This window comes from Paenibacillus sp. ACRSA, assembly GCF_022346845.1.
Lineage (GTDB): Bacteria > Bacillota > Bacilli > Paenibacillales > Paenibacillaceae > Paenibacillus.
In genome coordinates this window covers 1-12445 of record NZ_JAKRNP010000007.1, presented here as the reverse complement: position 1 = coordinate 12445, position 12445 = coordinate 1, and the positions used below count along the sequence as shown (strand labels likewise).

Sequence of the window (12445 nt, the reverse complement as noted above, 5' to 3'; positions counted from 1 at the left end):
TTAATCAATACCACTTAGAAGGGATGTGCTCTATTGAAAGCTAAGCTAGGATGCGCACTCATCTTGTCCATCTTAATGATTATTGGAATTGGTTGCGCTCAGAAGCCAGTCACTGAATCCGGATCGAATGAACCGAGCAGTGTTCAAGGACAGGGACAATCCCCGAGCCCAGCGGAAACTACGGTAGAACCAGAGACAAGAACCTCACAATCTGTGGAGGTCTATTACGCAGATGCAGAATTACTGGAGCTGGAGCAACAAGAGCAGACAATTGATTTCAAGGAAGAAACAGAGAAGTATCAAAAAACATTCGAAGCATTACAAAACAGCTCCGATGCTAACCTCCTTTCATTATGGAATCAGGTGGAGCTACTCTCCGCAACGTTTGAGGATGGGGCACTTACGTTAGATGTTCATATCCCAGAGGAAGCCAATCTGGGATCCAGTGGAGAACTGCTTGCACTTGATGCACTGACCCAAACGATGTTTCAATTCGATGAAGTGAACAGTATTGATGTGTTAGTGGATGGCGAAGCATCCGAGAGCTTGATGGGTCATTCTGAACTAGAGCACCCCATTCAACGTGCACCATAGTTGAAAAAGAATTGATAATTCATGTATGTATCATTTGCAGACACGATGATAAGCAACACTTGTCATCGTGTCTTTTTTATTTTCATGAAATGTAAAAGAGAGAACGCCCAGGTAAGGGCGTTCTCGTTATTCTCACTAATTTCAATAATCTCTCACTGCCTATCTAATTCGCACTCGCCAATCACACCACAAGCTCATCTCCAGGTGATAAAGAATGAATCATCTGATCAGGCATAGCTCCTTCAGCTTTACTTAACCTAGCTTCACTGAGCGTATCTTCGCTTAGAAGATGATCCCGAAGTTTATCCGTCTCTTCGCGATTGGTGTGCACAAGGATCGTGTGTCGTGCAGGAAGTCTACGGATCATTCTTTCCACATCCAGCCACCCTTGATGAACCTTGTAACGAACCTTCCGTACTTCACATTTCCCATGCTCTTCAGGAGCCTGCGATAGTTGATCTGCATAGGTACCCTCCGATACATGGCCAGTAAGCAGCACCATATTGTTCTGATCTTCGGCTAGCTGGCTATAATACCAGCGGGCAAGAGCAGACTGCATCATCCCATCCGGAATAAACCATAGCGAGGCCGTATGCTGCTTCAACCATTGCTCCCGCTCCTCTTGCGTCACAGGGGTCTGCCATCTTGATCCGTTCAAGCATTCCATAATTGCTTCGGTCAGTAATCCCTTGTTATATGATTCGTTCTCTCTCAACCAGTATGGTGAATGTAGAAGTTGCTTCATTCCCTTCATTAACCCCTGTTCGACGAATAGAGGAATGCCAGGGTACTGCTGCTCTGCCCATAACATGATCTCCTGCCCACGTCCTACCACAGGCATAGGCAACAACACTTTCCCGCCACGCGCAATCGTCTCATGAATCGCATGGTCTAACTGTTGTAACTTATCAGCCTGCGTGTCTCGGTCTGTACCGTATGCAGCATCCATGATAACGAGATCCAGCATCTCCCCCAACGGTTGCATAGACTGTACCGACAAGGTTCTGCTCTCACTAGGGGTTATTGCCTCCACTGCCTTAGGTGCTGGAGCTGATCGCCAGATCATGGACTGCTTATCGTCCATTGCTACCGAGCCATGAGCAAGAGAAGAGACCTCAGGTTGCTCCATTTCATCAAGCGACGCAGCTGTAGACACATTGCCCCCTTGACTACCTACAAACTCGGCTTCCTGACCCACAGCGATGTTACTTCTTAACGCCGTATGATCTACCCGACTGCGCATCGGTTTGCTCCTCTGCTTGCTATACAATCGGCCTGCCCTACGTAAAGTCTCTAAAGGATCATCCTCCTGTAGCAGCATGGATTCAGAGGTATAGTCGCCGGAGTAAAATATGCGCTGATCATCCATCTCAATGGCAAACCACACAGAACCCGCGAGATGACCCGTACGTCCCCAGATCGCCCACACGCCAGGGATAAGCTCAAACCAAGCTCCGCACGCTGCCTCTTGTTCCAAATAGCGATAACGAATAGACTGCACATCACTCTCTTCATAGGGTACAGCATACCCTGCCCGTTCCGTATTATTTCGCCATGCCTTAAAGTACGTGTCCAACTGCTCCCGAGTCTCTCGTGTCGTCCACACTTCACCCTGGTAACCTAGGTTATACAGCAGAGGGATGGCTACGGAATGATCCTCATGTGCGTGAGATAATAACACAGCATTCAACTGCGGTACAATTTCTTGATCCAGGAGAGGGTACTCCCCTGCTCCACCTTTTTTGACGCCACAATCTAGTAATAGACGTTGTGTACTCCCGCTAAGGAGATACGCAGAGCGGCCATGTTCTCCTGCACCGCCCCATACGTTCAGTTTGATCATGATGCATTCCACTTTCTCTTCGAATTCAGAATTTCGATCCCAAGCAGCATAAGTACCGTCATCCCTACAGTAACAACGGCCATTGCCATACCCAATGAAACCTGACCCTGTTCAAACTGGGCAAAAATATACGTCGCCGACGTCTGCATCGACGGCGGAAGAATTAATAACGAGGCGACCAGTTCTCTTGTCGCAATCGTAAAGGTCATCATCCAACCAGCAAGCATGCCAGGGATAATTAAGGGAACAAGAATACGACGTAGGATGTACAGCGGCTTGCCGCCAAATACTTGACCTGCCTGAAATAATGATCCATCAATTTGGGTAAAGCTTGATTTTACATATTGCACGGTGTAAGGAAGGAACAGCACAACATAGGTCAGAACAACCATGCCATAGGTGTTATAGAGCGTGAATGGCATCCAAGGTGAATTCCAGAACAAAATCAGCCCCACAACCATGACGATCCCCGGCACAGTGTTCGGCAGTAGGCTGAACAAATCGATGATACGCTGCATCCACGAAGATGATTTGCCAATGGTTAGCGCAAGCCCCGTACCAATGAACACCGCCACCGTTGAAGCCGCGAGTGACAATCCTAAGCTATTTCCGATTGCCTTCAAACTAACAGAGCCCCACGACAAGAGATCACGGTAATGCTCCAGCGTTAGGTTATCCCAAGCCAATCCGGCTCCGCGTAACTTCATCGTTGAAGCCGCAATAATGGAGAAATACGGAATGCCCACAGAAAGAATCAAGAGCAGGGCAAGGTACGAACCACAGAGCACTCCAGTCAAACCTCGGAGAGAATAACGTTTGGAACGTTGTCCCTTCCCTCCTATTAAGCGGTAAGTGAACTTGCGGGACATCGTAGACTGCATGTACCACATGACGAGACAGACCGACAACAAGATGGAAGCGAGTGAAGTTGCCTTACCAAAATCAATCGGCCAACTCGAGATATACTTGTGAATCTCTGAAGTCATAACGTAATAGCCAATCTTTCTGCCGAAGGTGGCAGGCGTTCCGAATTCAGCAATAGTCTTGACGAACACCAGCATGATCCCCATGCCGTAGGAAGACAGTAACAACGGAAGAATAATACGGCGGAATCGATATCCCGCAGGCGCACCGTGTACTGCTCCCGCTTCTTCTAGATTGCCGCCGATGCGAATTAATGCATCCCGAAGCAGCAAGTATAAGAATGGGAATAGATGCAGGCTCATAATGAGCACCATTCCCCAGAAACTGAAGAACAGCTCACTCCATTTCGAAGCCGAGGGAATCCATTGCTGGAGGTAGCCCCCTTTTTGCATGAATAGTATCCAGCCCATCGAGCCGATGTACGGTGGAGCCATAAACGGAATCATCAAGATGACGTCTACCCAGCGATGCTGACCCATTCGAGTCTTAGACATCATCCAGGCGAGCGGCAAGGCGAGCAGTGTTGTTACCATCACTACACAGATGCCGAGCCACACTGAATTAAGCAATACCCCAGACAAATGATGCCCTGTGATCGTACGAATAGGAGCCGTCCAGTCCCACTGGCCATCTGGATATATACTTTGCCAAAAAATAAAAAGCAAAGGTACACCAATGCTTACCGTTAACAGAAAGAGGGCCAGAACCACGCCGACCCTCCGTAGAATAGTTTGATTATTCATCTTATTTGAAGATTTCAGAGAAGCGTGCTGCCGTCTCATCTCCGTGCTCACTCATCCAAGCCCAATCCACTTTGAGCTGTGGAATATCTTTCACGTTTGCGCGATTCGTTGCTTCAATATCTTCACGTCCTGGAATCAGGTAAGCATCGGCAACTAGTTTTTGTGCTTCGTCGGATATGAGATAGTCGATAAATGCTTTGGCATTATCTACATTCGGGCTTGATTTCAAAATAGCTGCCGGTCTTGGGCTAATCACTGTTCCCTCTTCAGGGTACACAATGTCCAGTGGCTCACCTTTTGCCTTGGAGGAATACGCCATGTAATCCACACCCGCTGCTACGATGCTCTTCGCACCAGTAATGACCGGATCAAGTGCTTCCTGATTTGCACCTGCCATAGCTACACCATTAGCTTTGTAACTGCTCAGCAGATCCCAGCCCTTGTCTCCATTTGCACTCAAGTAACCTGTGATAAAGTCCAGTGCTGATCCTGAGAGTGTAGGATCGGGAATGTTCACTGCATCTTTCCATGCAGGTGTAGCGAGCTCAGCCCATGAAGTAGGCGGTGTGGATACAAGCTTGGTATTGTAGACGATTCCTAGAGCAGATGCACTGCTGCTGAAATAATTGCCTTCGGCATCCGACCAATCCTTGTTCAATTTATCGGCGTTCGCCGCTTCTGGGTAAGGCAGGGTTAATCCATCTGCTTTCAACGCCTGTGCTGAAGGTAAAGAAGCAAGAATAACAACGTCTGCTACCGGATTTGATTTTTCAGCTTCCATCCGAGCTAGAATTTTGCCTGTAGTTCCTTGGAACATTTCTACCTCAATGCCTGTTTGCGCTGTAAATCCACTAACGATATTATCAGCCAGCTTTTGTGGCCCTGCGCTGTAAAGTACCAGCTTGCCGCCTGTTTTATCCGTTGTTTCTGCAGCAGCTGCCGTGTTACCCTCGCCTGCCGGTTGAGCCGCTGAACCTGTAGTCGTGTTACCTGTGCTACATCCAAACAAACTGATACTCATTACCGCGGATAAAATCAGCATTGCACTTTTCTTACGTGTATTCATTCCAAACATGTCATGACATCTCCCTTGATTGGTTTTATAGTAGTGGTCAATCACTTAATTTACTGCTGCAATCTTGTTTCGCGTAAAACTTGTCTCGCCCTCTATATTCATTCGATGTATGCGCTCAGGAGACACATAGAGATCTACCTGCTCGCCTATACCTACTCTGTTGTTCCGATATGCCGTCCAAACGCCCAGCCCATCCATCTGCACCCGAACTTCATAACGCTCACCCACATAACTAACACTGAGCACGATCCCGTGATACCTGAGATCATCGTGATTGATTTTGCTCCAGGTGACATATTCCGGTCGAACCATGGATTGATTTGGCGTCAGCCAATTTGATTTACCGATAAATGAAGCAACAAACGGCTCGCTCGGTGTAGCGTAAATGGTTTCTGGACTGCCTTTTTGCAATATTCGCCCTTTCTCCATCACAACAATCTCGTCCGACATAGACATCGCTTCGACCTGATCATGTGTGACATACAGTGCCGTCAATCCCATATCTCGTACCAGTGACATCATCTCAATCCGCATCTCTTCCCGTAGTACAGCATCTAGTGCGCTTAAGGGTTCATCGAACAAGATCACACCAGGTCGAACGGCCACAGCTCTGGCAAAAGCAACCCGCTGTTGCTGTCCACCGGACAACTGGTGAGGATAACGATCCTCCATCCCTTGCAGGCGTACCATGTCGAGTGCTTCTTTTACTTTTTGTCGCAGATCGGACTTCTGTTTACCAGCTCTTAGGCCAAACGCTACATTTTCATATACCGTCATATGCGGCCACAAGGCGAAGTCCTGAAACACCATGCCCAAATTTCGCTTATGTGTTGGTACATCGATCCGCTTCTCTGCTGAGTAGATACACTGTCCGTCTGCATATATAGCTCCCGCATCCGGTTGTTCAAGCCCAGCCAGCATACGCAGCAATGTTGTCTTACCGCAGCCTGATGGACCGAGCAGTGTTGTAAACTGACCATGCTCTAGTGTGAGATCGGTAGGTAGTAACGCCGGAGTACGATTGAATGATTTTTGAACCTGTCGTATTTCTAATTTCATAAGCATCCCTGCCTGTCTTCTAGTACTGTTATCAGTCTAACGTTCGCCTTCGAGAGTTGTATGTTAGGAATGTAAAATGATAATTAACTTTTTAGATGAATTCTGTTGATGTTCATAGATTAAATCTATATAAGGGTCAATTAATGATATTTTCACTGCCTTTTGCAAGGATAGAGCACCAGGAAGGTTTGTTTTGAGAACCTGAGTATCTAAGGTTTTAGGTTGAGGTTGGATTGCTTGTTCTTGTTAGGCTTTGTTCGTTGGGGCTAGGTTAATAGCTAACTTACGAACTAGAGATTTATAGAACTGAGAGGAGTGAGTATCCATTGAATCTGATCAAATTACAGATCGTTGAGTTGATTGATAAACATCATCACATGACCAGTGTTGCTGAGATTTTAGGCATTAAGCAGCCTACAGTTACATTTCACATGAAGTCATTAGAAGAAGAAATGGGTGTGCGGCTATTTGAATCACGGAGTGGTAAAACATTTCTGACCGAGGCTGGACAAGCGTTGCTTCATTATTCCGTCAAAATTAATGCCCTCACCCAAGAGGCTCGCCGAGTCGTTCGGGAATATGACAGTCTCTACCGGGGAACCTTGCACATTGGGGCAAGTTATGTACCTGCAACGTATCTATTGCCGCCGATACTTAATGCTTTCTCTCATGAGTTTCCTGGCATTCGAATTCATTTGTCGGTTAAACCCTCTCCTGTCATTCGAGATATGTTAGTTCGACATCAGATCGATCTAGGGATCATTTCATCTGAGCCGTTTGTCGGCTCGCAGCTACAGACAGAGACACTGTGTGAAGATGATCTTGTGCTTATTTGTGCCCCTCAACATGCCTTGGTTCAACGAGAGGATGTACAGCCTGAGCATATTGCCCAAGTGCCGTTTGCCCTGCATGGTCATGAATCCAGCACACGCCGTTTAACCAATCAGTGGCTGGAGCAACATGAGGTGCGTTTACGTGGAACGGTTGAGATGGATTCGTTGGAAGCAATCAAACAACTCGTCCTCCTTGGAGGGCATATCTCGTTCATGTCACGAATGGCTGTACAGTGGGAGGAACAACAGGGGCTCATTCGAGTTCTTCCGATTCCGGGGCAACAGGCACCTCGCCATATCTATACGGTTCATAATAAGGATCGGCACCCTTCTGTTCAGATCAATCGTTTCGAGGAAGTTTTACGAGATTGGAGTCTGCAGGCAGAGCTAACTTAATTAAAGTTAAGCTAGATATAGACATTTAACGTTGTACACTCTGATCACAGATGCCCTATGACGCTGTCAACAGATCACCTAGAGAAACTATCGTTCGCCATTCATCAAATCTATGCAGGGTTAACGCAATGTGGTTCTCCCGTTAATCACTTCGACATACTCGAACGATAAAGTTGGGTCTGTACAATAAATCAGCCTAGGGAGTGATTGGTTTTGAAAAAGTGGAAAAAGGTAACGGCGTCGTTGATGCTGAGCATCGTGACATTGGGAAGTGGACTTACGGTACTGGAAGCACCACAGGCCTCTGCTGCAGCAAATGCGGTTCCTGCATATGAGGTTAAATTTTTGGCTAAACCCGACCTGGTATTGAATGCAGATGGTACTCCACGTACTGAAGTTGTGCAGACGCTTGGTCTTGATTCCACTCCAACAGCTATACAGACAGAATACTTTGACACCCATGCGCTGGAGCTGAACGAAGAAGGTTGGAATGTGCGTTTTCGCAAGAAGGAAGATAAAAATAATTATGAACTGACGTACAAGAAGCGCTATCCTATCATCAATGGCGATGTAAATGCGGCTCTTACACTGGCTAACCAAGAAGGATTCGATTCTTCAGATGATAACTATGAAGCTGAGATCGACTGGGGATATGGCAAACAAACACTTAGCTTCTCTAATACCAAAAAAGTAGATTCCCCGAAAAATAGTGGCATTAACCTGCCTTCAGATCAAGAAGCATTGAAGATGTTGTTGGACAAGCTGCCGGGTAAGTTGAACAAATGGTCTTCCTCCAACTGGGGCAAACAAAAGCTAACAGACTCCCGTGTGTATGGTCCAGTTACTTTTCAACGGTACAAAGGAACATGGAATGGACAAGAGATGAGCTTAGAGGTATGGCCTATCCGTGATGCAGCTGGTACTGGAGTAGAGAACATTGTTGAGGTCTCCTTCAAAACAGATAATGCTTCGACTGTATCAGATCTCCGTAATCAATTAATGCAGGTACTTGAAAACAAACAGTGGCTCCTTCCAGCAGATGGCCTGAAAACACAGCTTATTCTGGAGAGATACTGATTTGCAGATGTAGGCAATGCACAGACAAGTTGAGTCAAGAAATAGCGATGAGTAAGCGCATGTTATAAGTATGAGTTAAGGTACGAGTCGGGATTTAAGTTGAGGTACAATTTGAGGTTCAGGTAAGCGTACCAATTAAAGACAAACTTTGTAGAGATCAACGTAGAAGGACATGCATTGGAGTTCACTCCAGTTCATGTCCTTCTATTTTTGATCGTGCGGTATATTTATTATTTTATCCACTTTGGATTTAGAGATGGTTATTCATTAGAGCGAGGTGTAATGCGTTTGGCGCATCACGCTGGCCTGCCGTTCGGCCAACCCTACGTGTCCTATATACACACGGGGTCGAGATGAAGGCATTAATATACTTTGAAATTCTGTGCCGTTTCAATGCCAAGTGCACTTTGAATAAACGTATTGGCTACACGCTCCACAGGTACGGGGTTGAATCCGATAAAGACACCTTTATACTTCTCTGCCGATTCCTCGAACAAATTAGGGCTAACTGAGTTCAATCGTATGCCTCTAGGCAGTTCATAAGCTGCTGCTTTTGCAAACGAATCGATTGCACCATTAACCATGGCACTTGAGGCACCCTTCACAATCGGATGATCCTTGATGATTCCACTAACTAAGGTAAAGCTCCCCTTGTCGTTAACGTAGTGCTGACCAATCAGTACAATGTTAACCTGCCCTAACAATTTTCCATGGACACTGATCATATTGTCTTCAGGCGTCAGCTCTTCCAGTTTGGCATAATGCGTCTGACCCGCCGCTACAATGACATAATCAATAGAGCCAACGGACTCAAACAGCGCAGTAATACTATCAGTTGAAGTCATATCCACCTGATAATCACCAGACTTTCTACCTGCTGTAATCACTTCTACAGGAAAATCCTTTAACTTTGCAACAATTTCCTTCCCTAACGTGCCACTTCCGCCAATCACCAGCGCTTTTTTCATACGATTCCTCCTCTGTAGTGTAAAAGGTGTATAAGCATATAGAAAAAAACATGTAGAGATACATCTCTATAGTTGAAGTTATTTCATTTAATCAAACATCACAGAAATAATCAAACTATTCGCCTTATTAACCAACAATGATGATATGTCGATCATTACATCAAGCGTTAAGATGCGAACTTAGTTAGCGGGAAAATACGGAATAAATTCGTCCAGCATTATTATTAGAAAATATCATTTTACACAAATAAAAAGCCCTTGCTAAGCGCAAGAACTCTTTCGTTATTACAATAAGCGGGTGATGGGAATCGAACCCACGCTATTAGCTTGGAAGGCTAAAGTTCTACCATTGAACTACACCCGCACAAGTAGAATCGGGATGACACGATTTGAACATGCGACCCCCTGGTCCCAAACCAGGTGCTCTACCAAGCTGAGCTACATCCCGATACAAAAAAAATAATGGCGCGCCCTGAGAGATTCGAACTCCCGGCCTTTTGATTCGTAGTCAAACGCTCTATCCAGCTGAGCTAAGGGCGCAAATATGGAGCGGAAGACGGGAATCGAACCCGCGACCCTCGCCTTGGCAAGGCGATGCTCTACCGCTGAGCCACTTCCGCATAATAATTGGTGCGGTCGAGAGGACTCGAACCTCCACGGGGGGTTAGCCCACACGGACCTGAACCGTGCGCGTCTGCCAATTCCGCCACGACCGCAAAATATAAAAGTGAGTCATGAAGGGCTCGAACCTTCGACACCCTGATTAAAAGTCAGGTGCTCTACCAACTGAGCTAATGACTCAAGTAAATGGCTGGGGATATAGGATTTGAACCTATGCATGACGGAGTCAAAGTCCGTTGCCTTACCGCTTGGCTAATCCCCAATGAGATAATGGGGCGATCGAGGGGAATTGAACCCCCGAATGCCGGATCCACAAACCGGTGCGTTAACCACTTCGCCACGATCGCCATAGTTACATCTCATAACTTGCTTAGAGTAATTCAGTATACCCATCTTTATCTTAAATATACAAGCTATTCCAGACTCAGATGTTAAAGTATAAATGGTGCCGGCGAGAGGACTTGAACCCCCAACCTACTGATTACAAGTCAGTTGCTCTACCAGTTGAGCTACACCGGCACGGTGTAAAGTTAAATTCAAAAAAATGGCGGAACCGACGGGATTCGAACCCGCGATCTCCTGCGTGACAGGCAGGCATGTTAGGCCAACTACACCACGGTTCCAGATCACTTTCGTGAGAAAGTATAATTGCGGGGGCAGGATTTGAACCTGCGGCCTTCGGGTTATGAGCCCGACGAGCTACCGGGCTGCTCCACCCCGCGTCGTTAGAAAAAATATATATGGTGGAGGCTGAGGGGATCGAACCCCCGACCCTCTGCTTGTAAGGCAGATGCTCTCCCAGCTGAGCTAAGCCTCCATATCGGGATTCTCATCCCTCATTGAAACAATAAAAATTGTTATGACCCGTAGGGGATTCGAACCCCTGTTACCTCCGTGAAAGGGAGGTGTCTTAACCCCTTGACCAACGGGCCTTGCTTAAAAATTATCTGGCGGAGAGAGAGGGATTCGAACCCTCGAGACGCTTGTGACGCCTACACGATTTCCAATCGTGCTCCTTCGGCCAGCTCGGACACCTCTCCATATGGCTCCCCGAACAGGGCTCGAACCTGTGACAACTCGATTAACAGTCGAGTGCTCTACCAACTGAGCTATCAGGGAATGGTGGAGCCAAGCGGGATCGAACCGCTGACCTCCTGCTTGCAAGGCAGGCGCTCTCCCAGCTGAGCTATGGCCCCATTCTTCGATATTGCTATTTTATTTATGGTGGGCCCTGGTGGACTCGAACCACCGGCCTCACCCTTATCAGAGGTGCGCTCTAACCAACTGAGCTAAGGGCCCACATATGTATCCCTTATTTCTCTACGAGGGGGGCAAAAAAAATACCCCAAAGGGAATTCGCTTGGCGGCGTCCTACTCTCCCAGGACCCTGCGGTCCAAGTACCATCGGCGCTAGAGGGCTTAACGGTCGTGTTCGGGATGGGTACGTGTGGAACCCCTCCGCTATCGCCACCAAACGCATAGCTTAGCCTTACATTTCAGAGTGTTGCTCTCTGAAAACTAGATTCGAAACGAAAGTCTGCGATGTAGAACTTGCAATTGGATAAGCCCTCGACCGATTAGTACTGGTCAGCTCCATGCATTACTGCACTTCCACCCCCAGCCTATCTACCTCGTCGTCTTCAAGGGGTCTTACATACTGGGAAATCTCATCTTGAGGGGGGCTTCACGCTTAGATGCTTTCAGCGCTTATCCCTTCCGTACATAGCTACCCAGCGGTGCTCCTGGCGGAACAACTGGTACACCAGCGGTACGTCCATCCCGGTCCTCTCGTACTAAGGACAGCTCCTCTCAAATTTCCTACGCCCACGACAGATAGGGACCGAACTGTCTCACGACGTTCTGAACCCAGCTCGCGTACCGCTTTAATGGGCGAACAGCCCAACCCTTGGGACCTACTTCAGCCCCAGGATGCGATGAGCCGACATCGAGGTGCCAAACCTCCCCGTCGATGTGGACTCTTGGGGGAGATAAGCCTGTTATCCCCAGGGTAGCTTTTATCCGTTGAGCGATGGCCCTTCCATGCGGTACCACCGGATCACTAAGCCCGACTTTCGTCCCTGCTCGACTTGTAGGTCTCGCAGTCAAGCTCCCTTATGCCTTTGCACTCTTCGAATGATTTCCAACCATTCTGAGGGAACCTTTGGGCGCCTCCGTTACTCTTTAGGAGGCGACCGCCCCAGTCAAACTGCCCACCTGACACTGTCCCCGCACCGGATTACGGTACCAGGTTAGAACCTAGATACGATCAGGGTGGTATCCCAACGGTGCCTCCACCGAAGCTGGCGCTCCGG

The 12445-nt window shown here is 47.5% G+C and carries 8 protein-coding genes, 17 tRNA genes and 2 rRNA genes; 3 read left to right on the top strand and 24 right to left on the bottom strand.

The annotated features are described in order from the left end of the window. Positions 1–33 precede the first annotated feature (33 nt). Positions 34–594, top strand: coding sequence for a GerMN domain-containing protein (locus MH215_RS19435; RefSeq protein ID WP_239292906.1), 561 nt, complete (start codon positions 34–36; stop codon positions 592–594). Between the two features lie 181 nt (positions 595–775). Here MH215_RS19435 and MH215_RS19430 read toward each other — a convergent pair whose 3' ends face one another. From MH215_RS19430 to MH215_RS19415, 4 genes are read right to left on the bottom strand one after another with little or no spacing between them, the layout of a single operon-like run. After that, entirely contained in the window at positions 776–2437 is a 1662-nt protein-coding gene (locus tag MH215_RS19430) for an MBL fold metallo-hydrolase (RefSeq protein ID WP_239292905.1), read from the bottom strand. Next, complete coding sequence (locus tag MH215_RS19425) at positions 2434–4104, bottom strand: ABC transporter permease (protein ID WP_239293114.1); 1671 nt, start codon at positions 4102–4104, stop codon at positions 2434–2436. The genes MH215_RS19430 and MH215_RS19425 overlap by 4 nt, the downstream gene beginning before the upstream one ends. Position 4105: 1 nt before the next feature. Then, positions 4106–5179 carry an ABC transporter substrate-binding protein gene (locus MH215_RS19420; RefSeq protein ID WP_239292904.1) on the bottom strand — a complete coding sequence of 358 codons (1074 nt, stop codon included), beginning with the start codon at positions 5177–5179 and terminating at the stop codon, positions 4106–4108. Between the two features lie 45 nt (positions 5180–5224). Continuing rightward, a complete protein-coding gene (locus MH215_RS19415) occupies positions 5225–6238 on the bottom strand; it encodes an ABC transporter ATP-binding protein (RefSeq protein ID WP_239292903.1) in 1014 nt (337 codons plus the stop codon). 326 nt (positions 6239–6564) lie between these two features. On the opposite strand from MH215_RS19415, the gene MH215_RS19410 reads away from it, so the two are divergent. Next, a complete protein-coding gene (locus MH215_RS19410; protein WP_239292902.1) occupies positions 6565–7467 on the top strand; it encodes a LysR family transcriptional regulator in 903 nt (300 codons plus the stop codon). Positions 7468–7713: 246 nt separating this feature from the next. Then, positions 7714–8544: a CYTH domain-containing protein gene (locus tag MH215_RS19405; RefSeq protein WP_481857463.1), complete on the top strand. Its 831-nt coding sequence runs from the start codon at positions 7714–7716 to the stop codon at positions 8542–8544. 362 nt (positions 8545–8906) lie between these two features. Here MH215_RS19405 and MH215_RS19400 read toward each other — a convergent pair whose 3' ends face one another. The 20 genes from MH215_RS19400 to MH215_RS19305 all read right to left on the bottom strand — a co-directional run. Then, positions 8907–9512, bottom strand: a complete 606-nt coding sequence (locus tag MH215_RS19400) for a short chain dehydrogenase (protein ID WP_239292900.1) — start codon at positions 9510–9512, stop codon at positions 8907–8909. Positions 9513–9805: 293 nt separating this feature from the next. Further along, positions 9806–9876, bottom strand: a tRNA-Gly gene (locus tag MH215_RS19395). 10 nt (positions 9877–9886) lie between these two features. Further along, positions 9887–9960, bottom strand: a tRNA-Pro gene (locus tag MH215_RS19390). A gap of 15 nt (positions 9961–9975) precedes the next feature. Beyond that, positions 9976–10052, bottom strand: a tRNA-Arg gene (locus tag MH215_RS19385). A gap of 5 nt (positions 10053–10057) precedes the next feature. After that, positions 10058–10132 (bottom strand) — tRNA-Gly (locus MH215_RS19380). 8 nt (positions 10133–10140) lie between these two features. Continuing rightward, positions 10141–10228: transfer RNA gene (locus tag MH215_RS19375), tRNA-Leu, on the bottom strand. A gap of 12 nt (positions 10229–10240) precedes the next feature. Beyond that, positions 10241–10313: transfer RNA gene (locus MH215_RS19370), tRNA-Lys, on the bottom strand. A 7-nt stretch (positions 10314–10320) separates the two neighbouring features. After that, a tRNA-Gln gene (locus tag MH215_RS19365) sits at positions 10321–10395 on the bottom strand. 9 nt (positions 10396–10404) lie between these two features. Continuing rightward, positions 10405–10480 (bottom strand) — tRNA-His (locus MH215_RS19360). 96 nt (positions 10481–10576) lie between these two features. After that, positions 10577–10652, bottom strand: a tRNA-Thr gene (locus MH215_RS19355). Between the two features lie 26 nt (positions 10653–10678). Next, positions 10679–10756: transfer RNA gene (locus tag MH215_RS19350), tRNA-Asp, on the bottom strand. Positions 10757–10781: 25 nt separating this feature from the next. Beyond that, positions 10782–10855: transfer RNA gene (locus MH215_RS19345), tRNA-Met, on the bottom strand. Between the two features lie 19 nt (positions 10856–10874). Beyond that, a tRNA-Val gene (locus MH215_RS19340) sits at positions 10875–10950 on the bottom strand. Between the two features lie 43 nt (positions 10951–10993). After that, a tRNA-Glu gene (locus MH215_RS19335) sits at positions 10994–11065 on the bottom strand. Positions 11066–11081: 16 nt separating this feature from the next. Next, a tRNA-Ser gene (locus MH215_RS19330) sits at positions 11082–11173 on the bottom strand. A gap of 3 nt (positions 11174–11176) precedes the next feature. Next, positions 11177–11252: transfer RNA gene (locus MH215_RS19325), tRNA-Asn, on the bottom strand. Position 11253: 1 nt separating this feature from the next. Continuing rightward, positions 11254–11329, bottom strand: a tRNA-Ala gene (locus tag MH215_RS19320). A 26-nt stretch (positions 11330–11355) separates the two neighbouring features. Next, positions 11356–11432: transfer RNA gene (locus MH215_RS19315), tRNA-Ile, on the bottom strand. 59 nt (positions 11433–11491) lie between these two features. Further along, positions 11492–11608: ribosomal RNA gene (gene rrf / locus MH215_RS19310) — 5S ribosomal RNA — on the bottom strand. An 82-nt stretch (positions 11609–11690) separates the two neighbouring features. Then, a 23S ribosomal RNA gene (locus MH215_RS19305) occupies positions 11691–12445 on the bottom strand; the annotation flags it as partial.